Raw genomic sequence first — 14,153 nt, forward strand, 5'->3', positions numbered from 1 at the left:
TTTTTATATTAAAACTAACAAGATATTTAAGCTTAACTTACTTCATGCGCATCCGGTTATGTACTGCCTGACTCAAGGTATGACTATCGACATATTCCAGCTCACCACCTTGCGGTACGCCCTGGGCAATTCGGGTCATCTGGATCGGCAAATATTTACTGGCCTCAACCAGATAATGCGCCGTGGCCTGTCCTTCTACCGTGGCATTGGTCGCCAGAATCACTTCTTTCACCTGACCATTGGCCAAACGATGCAATAAGTAGGGAATACCGATTTCTTCTGGTCCAATACCATCGAGTGGTGACAGATGCCCGCCCAATACATGATATTTACCTCTGAAGCTGCCACTTTGCTCAATCGCCATGACATCTGCAGGTGATTCCACTACACAGAGCAACTCATCATCGCGATCCAGCGAAGTACAGATATTGCAGACTTCATCTTCGGTCAGAGAATGACAAACTGAACATTCATGAATGTGATTGGTGGCTTCAGTCAGTGCATGTGCCAGACCAATAGCACCCTCACGATTTTTCATGATCATATGCAATGCCATACGTTGAGCCGATTTCGGCCCAACGCTTGGCAAAATGCGTAATGCTTGAACGAGTTGATCAAAACGATCACTAAACATTGCGCATTCTTCCTTAGAACATACCTGCAAGACCAGGCGGTAAACCCATACCTGAGTTCGCTGCTTTCATTCTTTCGTCAGATACCACTTCTGCCTGACGTGCTGCATCATTCATTGCTGCTGCAATCAGGTCTTCGATCATGTCTGGATCATCCTGAAGTAATTCAGGATTGATTTCGATACGCTTCACTACGTTACGGCAAGTCATGGTTACTTTCACCAGACCGCCACCCGCCTCGGCATGCACTTCAGTTTGCGCAAGCTCTTCTTTGGCTTTTTTTACGTTGTTTTCAACTTCTTTCTGCATGCGCTGAGCTTGCTGCATCAACATGTTAATGTTCATAAATATCTCCGAACATAAATTTATAAAATTAAATCAGGTCTAAACCGCGACGAATATCCTGGATAATATCACCAATCTCTTCCAAACCAACAGATACGCGAATCAAACCTTCGCGAATACCGGCAGCTTCTTTGGCTTCAGGCGACAATTTACCATGTGTCGTGGTTGCCGGATGGGTGATGGTCGATTTCACATCGCCCAAATTACCGGTAATCGAGATAAACTGGGTATTATCGATGACAGTCCATGCTTCCTCACGGCCACCTTTCACTTCAAAAGACACAATACCGCCAAAACCGCTCTGCTGTTTGGCTGCCAGTTCATGACCGACATGTTCAGGCAAGCCCGCATAATATACTTTTTCCACTTTTGGATGCTGGTTCAAAAATTCAGCCAATTGCTGTGCACTTGCTGAATGTTCACGCATACGCAAACGTAGTGTCTCCAAGCCTTTTAGAAAAACCCAGGCATTGAATGGGCTCATTGACGGGCCGGTGGTACGGACATAGCCGAAGATTTCTTCCAGCAGCTTATGATTACCTACCACTGCACCACCCAAGGCACGGCCCTGACCATCCAGATATTTAGTCGCAGAATACACCACCAGGTCTGCACCAAATTTGATTGGTTGTTGTAACACCGGTGTACAAAAGCTGTTATCAATCGCCAATAAAGCATCATTGGCATGCGCAATATCGGCGAGTCCCTGTATATCAGCTACTTCTGCTAAAGGATTGGATGGAGATTCAACAAAGAGAATTTTAGTTTCAGGCTTGATGGCATTTTTCCATGCATCAAGATCAGTCAAATCGACGAAATCAACACTGACACCAAATTTTGCGACATATTTTTCAAACATGGAAACCGTAGAACCGAAGACTGCACGTGAACAAATCACATGATCACCGGCTTTTAAGAATGCCATCATCACTGCCATAATGGCTGCCATACCCGAACTGGTGGCGACGGCGCGCTCTGCACCTTCAAGTGCAGCTAGACGCTTTTCAAACATGGCAACGGTCGGATTGGTAAAGCGAGAATAGATATTGCCCGGTTCCTGGCCTGAGAATTTAGCTGCGGCTTCTGCAGCATTTTCATACACAAAAGACGATGTTAGAAAAATCGGTTCGCCATGCTCACCTTCAAAAGTGCGGGTATGACCGGTACGAATGGCTAAAGTTTCTAATTGGTAAGAAATATCGTCTTGCTGGCTCATCGCTTTACCTCAGCCCTCAGGCTGCCTTTTGTAAAAATTTGCCAACATTTTGAGCGCCTAAGCTATTTCAGGTCAAGGCATAATAAGCGATTATTGCTTAGACTTCGATCAATCCTCCCGCGGATACGGATATTTTATTTACATGATTCAGTTAAAACAAAACTTTCAGCGCCAGCAAAAAAAATTGAAACACCTCAGCACCCGGGTGTTTAATGCCTCCTCACTGATCCTGTCGCAAAAAACCCCTTTTGAATATATTGCCGGCACCGAGTTTTGCAAGATTCGTTATTACGCTTCACCTGAGAAAAAATATAAGGAGCCTCTGGTTTTCATCGCACCGTTAGCCATTAATATGGATATCTATGATCTGTATCCTTATCGCTCTCTGGTCAAGCATTTTCAGCATAGCGGTTTTGATGTCTATCTGGTGGAATGGAAACGCTTCAACTTTAAGCACCGTCACCTGAATTTTTTATCTTTTATCGATGCAGCCATTCCTCAATCCATTGAAACCATCTGCAAGCATTCAGGCAGTCAGTTCATTTCCTTACACGGCTGGAGTATGGCTGGGGTGTTTGTCACGCTCTATACAGCCCTGCATTCGCCTGAACATGTCAAGAATCTGATCGTGGTGGGCAGTCCTATCGACAGTTATGCGTCAGGACGTGTCGGCAAACTTTTTTCTACGACTAATAAACTGATTTCTAAAAATAAGAATTTGCAACAAGCCATTCATCAAGGACTGATCCCGAAGCAATATATTCATACGCCGGGTATTGTAAATGCCTTGGGCTTCAAGTTACTCGATCCGATCGGCTGGCTCAAAAGCCAGAAGCAGTTTTTGCTGAATCTGGATCATGTCGAAGATGTCTATGAACATGCCACCATGGGAAATTTCCTGAACAAGATGATTGATTATCCAGGTGGGATTAATCAGGACATGGTGCTGCATTTATGGCTGCAAAATCCTTTAAAACAGGGTTCTATCACTTTGGATGGCCGTGTCGTTGATCTTAAAAATATCAGCTGCTCCCTGTTGGTAGGTGCAGGTCAAACCGATCAGATTGTCACAGAACAGTCAGCTAAGCCTTTGATGGAATTGACAAGTAGCCAAGATAAGACGTTTACTCTTATACCGGGTGGTCATCTTGGACTAATGTCGAACCAGAAAACGGCAAATACATTCTGGCCCAAAATGACGACCTGGCTGGTGCAGCGCTCTACACGTCTTGATGTTTAGTGTAGATTCCCCGCACCAGAAAAAAATATTAAATAGCTTTAAACATATTCAGAGGGTACAGCATGATTCAGTCAGTGGCATTTATCGGCCTAGGTGCAATGGGTTTTCGTATGGCAGCACATTTACCCAAGCATTTTGATACGGTCTATGTCTGGAACCGCAGCTTTAACAAGGCAGAGCAACATGCGGCTGAATATGGCACCCAAGCCGTCACACTGGAACAGGCCGTACAGGCAGATGTGATTTTTTCCTGCCTGCCAACTAGCGCTGACGTTGAACGACTTCTGGAAAATCTGTCGCTTAAATCCGGTTCAGTCTGGGTCGACTGCACCAGTGGTGTACCGGATTCTGCCCAAAAATTGGCAGTACAATTGGCTAAACATGGGGTAATCTTTCTGGATGCACCGGTCAGTGGCCAAACCGTTGGTGCTGAGAATGGTACATTAACCGTGATGGTGGGCGGCAATGCAGAGGGCTATGAAAAAGCCCTTCCTGCGATGCAGGCATTTGGCAAGCTGATCAAGCATGTCGGTGAATCTGGCGCGGGTTTTGCAGTGAAAGCCGTAAATAATATGTTAATGGCTGTAAACCTGTGTGCCGTCGCAGAAGGCTTTACTACACTGAAAGCGCATGGGGTAAACTTGCATGAAGCGCTGGATTGTATTAATGCTTCAAGTGGTAAAAGCATGGTGACTGAAACCGTTTTGCCGCAGCGTATTTTAAACCGCAGTTTTCCTGTAACCTTTGCCCTGCCACTCTTGGCCAAAGATACAGGCATTGCAATCGACCTTGCGCGTGAAGCCAAACTTTCTGCGCCTGTGCTCTCGTTGACCCAGAATCTGATTCAAGCGGCCAGCGATCTGTCGGATAAAAACAGTGATTTTTCCAGTGCTGTGAAAATGTATGAATCATGGAGTAATATTACCATCGAGTAATATCTCGCCATTGAATAATGATAACGAAACCTCATATTGTGACTAGTAGGCAGGCACATATAGTGGATAACCCAGAGGAAACTCTCATGAAGAAATTTTCTGTTGCAGCATTGATTGGCTTTGCAACTTTGTTCGGGGCTTCAACATCGGTTCTTGCATCTGAACAAGAGTGCAAAAAATTAAAAAATGATCATGATGTGATTTATGCGTCTAAAGGTTTCTGTTTCAAAGATCCTGAAGCAAAAGCCAAGTTTGGTAATGACAATTGCTATACAACCAAGCCAAAATTCTCGGAAAAAGAGCAACAACGTCTTGACGCGATCAAAGATCGTCAGAAAGAATTGAACTGTAAATAATTCAGTTTAATGACGCTCAAGGAATATACTTATGACTTATGATGATCAGAATATTTTTGCACGAATTCTACGCGGTGAACTTCCTGCGATAAAAGTGTATGAAGATGACCAGGTTCTTGCATTTATGGACATCATGCCTCAGGCAGAAGGTCATACTCTGGTGGTTCCGAAAACTCCGGCAATCACTTTACTGGATCTACCTCCTGAAGCTGCAGCGTATACGATTCAGATCGTACAGAAAGTTGCAAAAGCCATTGAAAAAGGTTTAGGTGTGGACGGTATCGTGCTGATGCAATTATCAGGGGCAGCAGCGGGTCAGACCGTACCACACGTACATTTCCATCTGGTTCCTACCTCTTTGCACAATCTGGGCAAACATGCTGCACAGATGGGCGACCAGGAAAAAATTAAAGCTTTGGCCGAGAAAATTAAAGCTGCCCTTTAAGCTATTCTTAATACCTAAAAATGGAGCCTCGGCTCCATTTTTTATGTCTAATGTATTTCACTCTTGATTAAGCCAATAAAATATCAGTAAAAGTCACCTAGCCTATTTTTTAGGTTTTGCAGCAATCCTGCTTACCCAACTCATAATCTTACAAAAAATAAGACAATGATTGTCTTTAATATTTCTGAAATATTTCCTTAATCATATTGACTTATTTGTAATGAATACTTGGCACCAATAGAGCAGTAGATGTTTCAAAACAATACTGAAACTTGTTTTTAAGACGATGAATAAAAAAGTCTTTATTGGAGCAACACATGAAAAAAACGTTATCTGCATTAGCAATCGGGGCAACAATTTTAACACCAGTGATGGCAGCTGCTGCTGATGTTAAAGTGTATGGTCGTGCACACGTTTCTTTAGATTATCTGGATGATGGCCAGGATTATAACGAAGTAGGTCTTTCTTCAAACTCTTCACGCCTAGGCTTTAAAGCTGAACAAAAACTAGAAAATGGTATGACCGTATTTGGTCAAATCGAACAGGAAATTAACTTTGCAAGTGGTTCTGCAAATGATGATGTTGAATTTGCAACTCGCGATACTTTTGTTGGTTTAAAAGGTGATTTTGGTCAAGCGCGTATCGGCCGTTTTGACAGTCCATTCAAAGTAGCACGTGGCCCGGTCAACTTCTTTGGTGATATGGTCGGTGACGTTCGTAACGTTACGCGTGTAGGCAACCTGCGTTTTGATGAACGTAATGCCAATACCATTGAATATAAATCACCAAAATTTGGTGGCGGTTTCAACGTATTAGGTGCGATGTCACTACATGAAACAAATAGCCCGGATGCCACTAAAGATGGTGCCAAGGACAAAGATAAAGCTTACGACCTCGCTTTAACCTATAAAGAAGGTAAAGTTGATTTCGCTGCTGCCTATGAACACTATGAAGAAGAAGCTGCCCGTGGTGAGCGCGATGGTTTCCGTATCGCAGGTGCTTACAAAATCACACCTGAATTCAACCTGGGTGGTTTATACCAATTCCTTCAACATGATAATTCTGAAGCAAACCCAGATGCACAGGTATTTGGCGTAGCCGGTGAATATAAATTTGCACCAAAAACCTCATTCCGTGGTGAAGTATTCCACCGCGATGTTGATGCCGATGATGCGAATGCAACTTTGCTGGCAATCGGACTTGAGCACCGTTTAGATCCAACAGTCCGCATTTATGGCAACATAGCAACTGTACTAAATGATGAAAACTCAAACCTTACCCCTTGGGCACAAGGTCGTACCAATACTGTAGGTGGCGTACGCGGTGAAGACAGCCTAGGTCTTTCTCTAGGCATGCGTTACGACTTCTAAGTCGAGCCTCCCTCACAAAGCTTAAAAAGAACATGCCTCCAGCATGTTCTTTTTTTGGTGTGTTTTTTATCAAAATAAATAAGATGAGAAAGATTGTGACACTGATATTCAACCCTTATAAAACCAACCAATTTAGTTTGATTAATTTTATTCTTTATTTTAAAACCAAGCATTTTAATCAGATTTAAAAATAGGAGAATATTATTCCAACCAAAATAATCTACATTAAAATATATAAATATAAGCATTTTAGTCGGATTTAAAAACCAATAAAATTACATAAAATAATAAAAAATATTTAGAATAAATTTTAACTTGAATAAATATATATTTATTACTTTCAAGTATTTATAAATATATATTTATTTAAACTGTATCATCTATTTATTTTTTAGTTACAATAGATTAATAATATACAACAAGTCATATAACAGGCTTAGTCGAATGAGCTTAGTTCCTAAAAATCTAAACCAGAGAGTGGTTAGAGAAATAACCGCCATTTTAATTATCAAGGTTATTTTACTCATGATAATTAAAAATATCTGGTTTGATGCGCCTACGATTCCTAAAAATTTTGATAACCAAGTCGCCGAGCGTATCGCCGGCAATCCTTCCCAAATCCAGGAGACACGTTGATGATTTCTGAAAGCGTGGTCGATCTCTCGCGGTTCCAGTTCGCCATGACCGCGATGTATCACTTTATTTTTGTTCCACTGACGCTAGGTCTAGCATTTCTGCTTGCCATTATGGAAACCACCTATGTGATTTCCGGCAAAGAAATCTATAAAGACATGACCAAGTTCTGGGGAAAACTGTTTGGTATTAACTTTGCCTTAGGGGTAACCACCGGCCTGACCATGGAGTTCCAGTTCGGAACCAACTGGGCTTATTACTCGCATTATGTCGGTGATATTTTCGGTGCACCGCTGGCGATTGAAGGTTTGATGGCCTTCTTCCTTGAATCGACCTTTATTGGCTTGTTCTTCTTTGGTTGGGATCGCCTGTCCAAAGTACAACATCTGGCAGTGACCTGGCTGGTAGCTTTAGGCTCGAACATGTCCGCACTCTGGATTCTGGTCGCCAATGGCTGGATGCAAAACCCGGTCGGTTCAGCATTTAACTATGAAACCATGCGTATGGAAATGATGGACTTTGCTGCACTGATCTTTAACCCGGTCGCTCAGGTTAAATTTGTGCATACCGTATCTGCGGGTTATGTCACAGGTGCCATCTTCGTCCTGGCTATTTCAAGTTACTACATGCTGAAAAAACGTGACTTGCCTTTTGCACGCCGTTCTTTTGCCATTGCAGCCATCTTCGGGCTTGCTTCTACACTTTCAGTAATTTTACTGGGTGATGAATCAGGGTATGAGCTGGGCGATGTACAGAAAACCAAACTGGCAGCGATTGAAGCAGAATGGGATACTCACCCTGCACCTGCGCCATTTACTTTGTTCGGTATCCCGAATAAGGAAACCATGACTACAGATTATGCAGTGAAAATTCCTTATGTAATGGGTCTGATTGCTACACGTTCTACGACTGAACAAGTTACAGGTATTAAGGACCTGCTGGTTCAGCATGAAGCGCGTATCCGTAATGGTATGGTGGCCTATTCACAACTGGAAAAATTACGTGCTGGTGATCAGTCTCCAGAACTGAAAACCGCTTTTGAAGAAAGCCAAAAAGACTTAGGTTACGGTCTACTTCTGAAAAAATACACACCAAATGTCGTTGATGCTTCTGAAGAGCAAATCAAAGCAGCTGCTAAAGACACTATTCCACACGTACCAAGCCTGTTCTGGGCATTCCGTGCCATGGTAGCTTCCGGCTTCCTGATGCTACTTCTATTTGCACTGGCAACTTTTGCGGTAGCAAAACGTAATGCTGAAAACAAACCATGGTTATTGAAATTTGCATTATTTGCACTGCCTTTACCTTGGGTTGCTGCGCAAACTGGCTGGTATGTAGCAGAAGTAGGTCGTCAACCATGGACTATTGGTGAGGTATTACCGACGCATCTTTCAGCATCAAGCTTAAGCACAGGTGATGTCTGGGGTTCAATCCTCGCATTGGCAGCATTCTATACCGTGTTACTGATTATCGAGATGTATCTGATGATCAAGTTCTCACGTCTTGGCCCAAGCTCACTGCATACTGGTAAATACCATTTTGAAAAGCTTGCAGCTGCAGAAAAGTCAAATGGGGAGACTCAAGCATGATCGAATATGAATTATTAAAAATCATTTGGTGGGTGCTGGTAGGCGTATTGCTGATTGGCTTTGCCCTCACCGACGGCTTCGATATGGGCTCCATGGCGATCATGCCATTTGTGGGCAAAAATGATAGCGAGCGCCGTGCAGCGATCAATACCATTGCGCCGCACTGGGACGGTAACCAAGTCTGGTTTATTACTGCCGGCGGTGCTTTGTTCGCTGCCTGGCCAATGGTCTATGCAACCGCCTTCTCTGGCATGTACTGGGCACTGTTGCTGGTACTGTTTGCCCTATTCCTGCGTCCGGTCGGTTTTGACTATCGCTCAAAACTGGAAAATACCAAATGGCGCAATTCATGGGACTGGGGTCTAGCCATTGGTGGTGCAGTGCCTGCATTGGTCTTCGGTGTGGCATTCGGCAACATGTTCCTGGGTGTACCATTTACTTTAGATGAAACTGTACGTTCTACTTATACTGGTAGCTTCTTTGCCCTGCTCAATCCGTTTGCAATTGTGTGCGGTCTGGTCAGTTTATCGATGCTGTGTGCACATGGTGGTGCATGGTTAATGCTGCGTACTGATGGTGACCTACGCCAACGTTCTGCCAAAGCAACACAAATCATGGGACTAGTGTATTTAGCAACTTTCCTGGCAGCCGGTGCATGGTTGTATTTTGGTGGCATTCAGGGCTATACCTTAGTTACACCTTTTGATACCAATGGTGTTGCCAATCCGCTGGCCAAAGAAGTATTGACCAATGCCAATCCAGGCTGGATGAATAACTATTCGACTTATCCAATCACGATGGCAGCGCCTATTGCTGGCATTTTGGGTGGCTTGATCATTGTACTTGCAGCAGGTAAAAACAAAGCAGGCTTGAGCTTCCTGGGTTCATCTCTGGCTGTCATCGGCGCCATCCTGACTGCCGGTTTCGCACTGTTCCCTTTCCTGATGCCTTCGAGCATTAACCCGGTTGCAAGTCTGACTATGTGGGATGCGGTATCTAGTAAAAATACCTTAACCGTTATGACCGTTGCTGCCTGTATCTTTGTACCACTGATCCTGACCTATACCACTTGGTGTTATTACAAGATGTGGGGCGTGATTACCAACAAACACATTGAAGATAATTCACATAGCCTGTACTAAGGCTATGTCTTAAGGAGAGACAACTATGTGGTATTTTGCTTGGATTCTGGGTGTACTGATGGCGTGTTTTGCCAGTGTGATTGCTGCCATTTATATGGAACAACACCAAGATCTGGATGAGGAATAAAACATGACCGAAGCTGCGCTTGAGAAAACCGTTGTAGACAAGAAACCAAACAAATTTGCGATGATGATTTCCTGCCTATTGGCTTTTCCTCTCGCAGCCGTGTTATTGGTTCATCCTTCTGCAATGCTGGATGCCAATGGTGAATATAGCCATAGTGCCATGATGTATATCATGATTGGTATTTCTGGAGGCTTTGTCCATGGTGTGGGCTTTGTGCCGCGCCACTGGTTCTGGAAATGGCTATTTAGTCCATTTTTAACTTGGCCTTTAATGATCTGGGGCTATTACACCTGGTTTCTCAGTTAAAGTATTAAATTAAAAAGCCCTCATTTGAGGGCTTTTTAATTTAATACGAGTTCTAGAATACTCTTTTTTTCTTCTGGCCCAACAGGATTTTTAAAACAACTTATTTTAAGTCTATAAGAAAGCCGGAAACAGTCCGACTTTTAGAATGATTTATCGATGAGTATGGATCGACATCACAATGCCCATCCCGGCCAGCATAGAAATTACTGCTGTTCCACCATAACTCATGAGCGGCAATGGATCTCCCGTTACAGGTAAAATCCCGCTCACCATGCCTGAGTTTAAAAATACAAAGAAGAAGAAAGTCAGTCCCATGGCTCCAGCATATAAACGGCCAAAGTTATGAAAGCTGTTTAAACCAATCATCAGACAGCGAATAATAATGGCAGTGAATAAACTAAACAGCAGGAAAACACCGATAAAACCGAATTCTTCGGCATAAGTCGACATAATAAAGTCAGTATGATGTTCAGGAAGATAACCTAAATGTGATTGCGTACCTTCAGTATAGCCTTTACCCGTGGAACCACCTGAACCAATCGCAATTTTGGACTGGATAATATTCCAGCCTGCACCCAAGGCATCCGACTCCGGATCAAATAGCGTAGTAATACGCTTTTTTTGATACTCTTGTAATACAAACATCCATGCAGCCGGAGCTGCCACGGCTACTGCAGCGGCTGCACCACCAATCAGACGCCACGACATCCCACTTAAAAATAGAACAAAAATACCGGGAATCACCAAGCCAATGTTCAAGTCAGGCTGAAGCGCCACCAAAACAAATGGTACGCCCAATAAAATCAGAGCCCCCACAATATGCAAAAATTTGGGAGGAAACGGCTTACGTGCAAAATACCATGCCATCATCAAAGGCATCGCAAATTTCATTACCTCACTCGGTTGCATGCTTCCTACCCCCGGCAAGGTAATCCAGCGGGTTGCACCCAAGCGTTTTTCACCAATCACAAAGACCAGAAGCAGCATGAAGATCCCGAAGGCGTACAGGTATGGACTAATCGCCTGATAAACTTTCGGTGGAATCTGCGCACAGATAAACAGCAGCACAAAACCAATTCCAAAACTGATCGCCTGACGCACCACCATGCCAGAGTCTTCGGATGTCGCGCTATACACCACCATTAAACCCAGGATTGCATTGAGAACTAGAAAGCACAATAACCAGGGATCAAGGTGCAACTTGGTCCATCGAGATGAATCTTGCGGGTTAATACTACGTCCATCACGCAAAGAGTGACGTAAAAACCGATACTGCTGTGAAGGTATCATTGGCCAAAAGGTGAAAAAGAATGATGGCAAAATTATAAGTGAAAGCTATAGCGAATAGATCGCTATAGCCAGATTTATTCTGCTTTTATTTAAATATTATTTGAATATATTTTTAAGCCTGAGCCTGTAAAATCAGCTTGGCCAGTTCCAGATCGTCCGGATAGGTAATTTTAATATTATCGGAACGCCCTTGTACTACACTCACCTGTTCGCCGATATGTTCCAGCGCACTGGCTTCATCAGTAATCGTAGCACCATCTTGCAAAGCCTGCTCAATCGCCCGTTTCAACACACCTAGCTTGGCCATTTGTGGTGTTTGTGCCTGCCAGAGCATCGAGCGATCCACTGTTTCCTCGATATCAAAATTGGTTACTACACGCTTAAGTGTATCTCGCACCGGGATGGCCAGAATCGCAGCCTGATCATTTGTAATCGCCGTATTGACCAGTTGTTGCAGACAATCCAGACTGACACAGGGACGCGCCGCATCATGTACCAGCACCCAATCATTTTCAGAAGCGATTTGAGATAAATAGTTCAGTGCATTTAACACGGAATTCACCCGCTCGGCACCACCCAAACAAAAATGGGCTTTCTCCAGACTGGAAAATGGCAATGTTTTTGCCACGTTGTCCTGTGCACCAATCGCCAGGACATAACCCATCAAAGGCAGTTGATTCAGACGAGCCACCGTATGTTCAAGAACAGTTCGCTCTTGAATCATCTGATATTGTTTCAGTTCTGTTTTAGAGAAACGGCTACCGGAACCTGCAGCTGGAAGAATGACCCAAAGTTTAAGGTGTGGTTGGTGCTTCAGCTGACTCATTGGTTCGCAGGTCTACTTTAGAATTAGGATTAAGATAGATCGGTTTATATTGAGTACTGATCGTGCTCATTTGAATAAAAGTTTCGCGTGGCTTAATCAGACCAAGATCTAAACGCGCATGTTCTTCGATGGCTTCAATACCATTCTTCAAATCATAAACTTCTGCTGCCAGAACGCGATTACGCTCTTTTAGCTCATCATTCAATTCCATTTGTTGTTGGATTTTCTGGGTCAGTTGCTGATGATCATGATAACCACCTTCACCAAACCAGTATAAATATTGAAACCCTGCGATCAAAATGATCGCAAGGCCCAACAGTACTTTACTCGCAGTCGAGTCGAATACATTTAACATTGACATAAGTCGCTTAGTTCAAACCTTTGAACTCAGCTTTACCGCGATATGCAGCATTAGTCAATTCTTCAATACGAAGTAATTGATTATATTTCGCTACACGGTCAGAACGGCAAAGTGAACCCGTCTTGATTTGACCCGCTGCTGTACCTACTGCAAGATCAGCAATCGTTGAATCTTCAGTTTCGCCTGAACGGTGTGAAATTACCGTAGAGTAACCATTTTCTTTCGCAAGGTAGATGGCATCTAAAGTTTCAGTCAAGGTACCGATCTGGTTGTATTTAATCAGAATAGAGTTACCCACTTTTTCGTTGATACCACGCTGCAGGATTTTCGGATTCGTTACGAACAAGTCATCACCTACCAACTGGATCTTGTCACCAAGAATTGAAGTCAGGTAAGACCAGCCTTCCCAGTCAGATTCGTCCAGACCATCTTCAATCGAGATAATTGGGTACTGGTTTACAAGACCTGCTAAATAGTCAGAGAACTGGTTGCTTGTGAACGCTTTGTTGCCTTCGCCCGCAAGAATGTATTGACCATTTTTGTAGAATTCTGAAGATGCACAGTCAAGCGCAAGCATGATGTCAGAACCTGCTTTGTAGCCAGTTTGACCAATTGCTTCAAGAATAACCGTGATTGCTTCTTCGTTTGAACGTAAGTTCGGTGCAAAACCACCTTCATCACCTACCGCAGTGTTTAAACCTTTTTTGTTTAATACTGATTTAAGTGAATGGAAAATTTCAGCACCGGCACGTAGCGCTTCAGAGAATGAAGTGAAGCCTACTGGCTCAATCATGAATTCTTGAATATCGACGTTGTTGTCTGCATGTGAACCACCATTGATGATGTTCATCATTGGTACAGGCATGGTCAAAATCGTTTGACCGCGAAGATCTGCGATGTATTGGAAAAGAGGAATTTTCTTTTCTTCAGCAGCAGCGCGCGCAGCAGCCAAAGACACTGCCAAAGTTGCGTTTGCACCTAATTTTTCTTTGTTTTCAGTACCGTCAAGCGCGATCATCGTGTTATCGATGTCTTTTTGTTCGAATACTGATTTACCGACCAAAGCGTCACGGATTAACGTATTGACGTTATTTACCGCAGTTTTAACGCCTTTACCTAAGTAACGCGCTTTATCGCCATCACGAAGTTCTAAAGCTTCACGAGAACCAGTTGAAGCACCAGATGGTGCACATGCACGGCCAACTACGCCAGATGCTAAGATTACGTCTGCTTCGATGGTAGGGTTACCACGAGAGTCCAAAATTTCACGTGCACGAATGTCAACGATTTGGCTCATGAACTATTCCTCAGTTGATTAATATGAGCTGCCTATACGGCAG

At 43.5% G+C, this 14,153-nt stretch carries 17 protein-coding genes; 10 read left to right on the top strand and 7 right to left on the bottom strand.

Annotated features, from left to right (window positions below; genetic code table 11):
• Positions 1–37: 37 nt before the first annotated feature.
• Genes recR through MTX11_RS11445 form a run of 3 tightly spaced genes read right to left on the bottom strand, consistent with a single transcriptional unit; the run spans position 38 to position 2,193 of the window.
• Positions 38–634, bottom strand: coding sequence for a recombination mediator RecR (gene recR / locus MTX11_RS11435; RefSeq protein WP_243475148.1), 597 nt, complete (start codon positions 632–634; stop codon positions 38–40).
• Positions 635–647: 13 nt separating this feature from the next.
• A complete protein-coding gene (locus MTX11_RS11440) occupies positions 648–977 on the bottom strand; it encodes a YbaB/EbfC family nucleoid-associated protein (RefSeq protein WP_004278699.1) in 330 nt (109 codons plus the stop codon).
• A gap of 28 nt (positions 978–1,005) precedes the next feature.
• On the bottom strand, positions 1,006–2,193 hold the full coding sequence (locus tag MTX11_RS11445) for an O-succinylhomoserine sulfhydrylase (RefSeq protein WP_005100072.1): 1,188 nt from the start codon (positions 2,191–2,193) through the stop codon (positions 1,006–1,008).
• A 142-nt stretch (positions 2,194–2,335) separates the two neighbouring features.
• Here MTX11_RS11445 and MTX11_RS11450 point away from each other — a divergent pair, with 142 nt between their 5' ends.
• The 10 genes from MTX11_RS11450 (at position 2,336) to MTX11_RS11495 (ending at position 10,336) form a co-directional block, all read left to right on the top strand.
• Positions 2,336–3,433 (top strand): alpha/beta fold hydrolase, encoded by a 1,098-nt coding sequence (locus MTX11_RS11450; protein ID WP_005252044.1) that lies wholly within the window; start codon positions 2,336–2,338, stop codon positions 3,431–3,433.
• A gap of 62 nt (positions 3,434–3,495) precedes the next feature.
• Positions 3,496–4,368: an NAD(P)-dependent oxidoreductase gene (locus MTX11_RS11455; protein WP_180037332.1), complete on the top strand. Its 873-nt coding sequence runs from the start codon at positions 3,496–3,498 to the stop codon at positions 4,366–4,368.
• Positions 4,369–4,454: 86 nt separating this feature from the next.
• Positions 4,455–4,724: a YARHG domain-containing protein gene (locus MTX11_RS11460; protein ID WP_004278704.1), complete on the top strand. Its 270-nt coding sequence runs from the start codon at positions 4,455–4,457 to the stop codon at positions 4,722–4,724.
• Between the two features lie 31 nt (positions 4,725–4,755).
• Entirely contained in the window at positions 4,756–5,169 is a 414-nt protein-coding gene (locus MTX11_RS11465; RefSeq protein WP_004278705.1) for an HIT family protein, read from the top strand.
• A gap of 317 nt (positions 5,170–5,486) precedes the next feature.
• Entirely contained in the window at positions 5,487–6,539 is a 1,053-nt protein-coding gene (locus tag MTX11_RS11470) for a porin (protein WP_184413070.1), read from the top strand.
• A 444-nt stretch (positions 6,540–6,983) separates the two neighbouring features.
• Positions 6,984–7,175 (top strand): cytochrome oxidase putative small subunit CydP, encoded by a 192-nt coding sequence (gene cydP / locus MTX11_RS11475; RefSeq protein WP_004645265.1) that lies wholly within the window; start codon positions 6,984–6,986, stop codon positions 7,173–7,175.
• Positions 7,175–8,761, top strand: a complete 1,587-nt coding sequence (locus tag MTX11_RS11480; protein ID WP_243475149.1) for a cytochrome ubiquinol oxidase subunit I — start codon at positions 7,175–7,177, stop codon at positions 8,759–8,761. Before cydP ends, MTX11_RS11480 begins: the two co-directional genes overlap by 1 nt.
• Positions 8,758–9,903 (top strand): cytochrome d ubiquinol oxidase subunit II, encoded by a 1,146-nt coding sequence (gene cydB / locus MTX11_RS11485; RefSeq protein WP_148334885.1) that lies wholly within the window; start codon positions 8,758–8,760, stop codon positions 9,901–9,903. The genes MTX11_RS11480 and cydB overlap by 4 nt, the downstream gene beginning before the upstream one ends.
• Before the next feature lie 25 nt (positions 9,904–9,928).
• Entirely contained in the window at positions 9,929–10,030 is a 102-nt protein-coding gene (cydX, locus tag MTX11_RS11490; RefSeq protein ID WP_004278713.1) for a cytochrome bd-I oxidase subunit CydX, read from the top strand.
• Between the two features lie 3 nt (positions 10,031–10,033).
• Positions 10,034–10,336 (top strand): cyd operon YbgE family protein, encoded by a 303-nt coding sequence (locus tag MTX11_RS11495; RefSeq protein WP_071852073.1) that lies wholly within the window; start codon positions 10,034–10,036, stop codon positions 10,334–10,336.
• A gap of 150 nt (positions 10,337–10,486) precedes the next feature.
• Here the strand turns inward: MTX11_RS11495 and rodA are convergent, their stop codons facing one another.
• From rodA to eno, 4 genes are all read right to left on the bottom strand, one after another.
• Positions 10,487–11,626 (bottom strand): rod shape-determining protein RodA, encoded by a 1,140-nt coding sequence (rodA, locus tag MTX11_RS11500; protein WP_004645269.1) that lies wholly within the window; start codon positions 11,624–11,626, stop codon positions 10,487–10,489.
• Positions 11,627–11,738: 112 nt separating this feature from the next.
• Positions 11,739–12,452: a 2-C-methyl-D-erythritol 4-phosphate cytidylyltransferase gene (gene ispD / locus MTX11_RS11505; protein WP_071852077.1), complete on the bottom strand. Its 714-nt coding sequence runs from the start codon at positions 12,450–12,452 to the stop codon at positions 11,739–11,741.
• Positions 12,421–12,813 carry a septum formation initiator family protein gene (locus MTX11_RS11510; RefSeq protein ID WP_004645271.1) on the bottom strand — a complete coding sequence of 131 codons (393 nt, stop codon included), beginning with the start codon at positions 12,811–12,813 and terminating at the stop codon, positions 12,421–12,423. The genes ispD and MTX11_RS11510 overlap by 32 nt, the downstream gene beginning before the upstream one ends.
• A 7-nt stretch (positions 12,814–12,820) precedes the next feature.
• A complete protein-coding gene (gene eno / locus MTX11_RS11515; protein WP_004278719.1) occupies positions 12,821–14,110 on the bottom strand; it encodes a phosphopyruvate hydratase in 1,290 nt (429 codons plus the stop codon).
• Positions 14,111–14,153 lie beyond the last annotated feature (43 nt).

The sequence above is a fragment of the Acinetobacter lwoffii genome, assembly GCF_022809915.1.
GTDB classification, from domain to species: Bacteria; Pseudomonadota; Gammaproteobacteria; order Pseudomonadales; family Moraxellaceae; genus Acinetobacter; species Acinetobacter lwoffii_M.

What these genes read in the sequence shown, in the direction of transcription:
- recR (WP_243475148.1), bottom strand. Translation starts at nt 634, where the DNA reads ATGTTTAGTGATCGTTTTGATCAACTCGTTCAAGCATTACGCATTTTG.
- MTX11_RS11440 (WP_004278699.1), bottom strand. Translation starts at nt 977, where the DNA reads ATGAACATTAACATGTTGATGCAGCAAGCTCAGCGCATGCAGAAAGAA.
- MTX11_RS11445 (WP_005100072.1), bottom strand. Translation starts at nt 2,193, where the DNA reads ATGAGCCAGCAAGACGATATTTCTTACCAATTAGAAACTTTAGCCATT.
- MTX11_RS11450 (WP_005252044.1), top strand. Translation starts at nt 2,336, where the DNA reads ATGATTCAGTTAAAACAAAACTTTCAGCGCCAGCAAAAAAAATTGAAA.
- MTX11_RS11455 (WP_180037332.1), top strand. Translation starts at nt 3,496, where the DNA reads ATGATTCAGTCAGTGGCATTTATCGGCCTAGGTGCAATGGGTTTTCGT.
- MTX11_RS11460 (WP_004278704.1), top strand. Translation starts at nt 4,455, where the DNA reads ATGAAGAAATTTTCTGTTGCAGCATTGATTGGCTTTGCAACTTTGTTC.
- MTX11_RS11465 (WP_004278705.1), top strand. Translation starts at nt 4,756, where the DNA reads ATGACTTATGATGATCAGAATATTTTTGCACGAATTCTACGCGGTGAA.
- MTX11_RS11470 (WP_184413070.1), top strand. Translation starts at nt 5,487, where the DNA reads ATGAAAAAAACGTTATCTGCATTAGCAATCGGGGCAACAATTTTAACA.
- cydP (WP_004645265.1), top strand. Translation starts at nt 6,984, where the DNA reads ATGAGCTTAGTTCCTAAAAATCTAAACCAGAGAGTGGTTAGAGAAATA.
- MTX11_RS11480 (WP_243475149.1), top strand. Translation starts at nt 7,175, where the DNA reads ATGATTTCTGAAAGCGTGGTCGATCTCTCGCGGTTCCAGTTCGCCATG.
- cydB (WP_148334885.1), top strand. Translation starts at nt 8,758, where the DNA reads ATGATCGAATATGAATTATTAAAAATCATTTGGTGGGTGCTGGTAGGC.
- cydX (WP_004278713.1), top strand. Translation starts at nt 9,929, where the DNA reads ATGTGGTATTTTGCTTGGATTCTGGGTGTACTGATGGCGTGTTTTGCC.
- MTX11_RS11495 (WP_071852073.1), top strand. Translation starts at nt 10,034, where the DNA reads ATGACCGAAGCTGCGCTTGAGAAAACCGTTGTAGACAAGAAACCAAAC.
- rodA (WP_004645269.1), bottom strand. Translation starts at nt 11,626, where the DNA reads ATGATACCTTCACAGCAGTATCGGTTTTTACGTCACTCTTTGCGTGAT.
- ispD (WP_071852077.1), bottom strand. Translation starts at nt 12,452, where the DNA reads ATGAGTCAGCTGAAGCACCAACCACACCTTAAACTTTGGGTCATTCTT.
- MTX11_RS11510 (WP_004645271.1), bottom strand. Translation starts at nt 12,813, where the DNA reads ATGTCAATGTTAAATGTATTCGACTCGACTGCGAGTAAAGTACTGTTG.
- eno (WP_004278719.1), bottom strand. Translation starts at nt 14,110, where the DNA reads ATGAGCCAAATCGTTGACATTCGTGCACGTGAAATTTTGGACTCTCGT.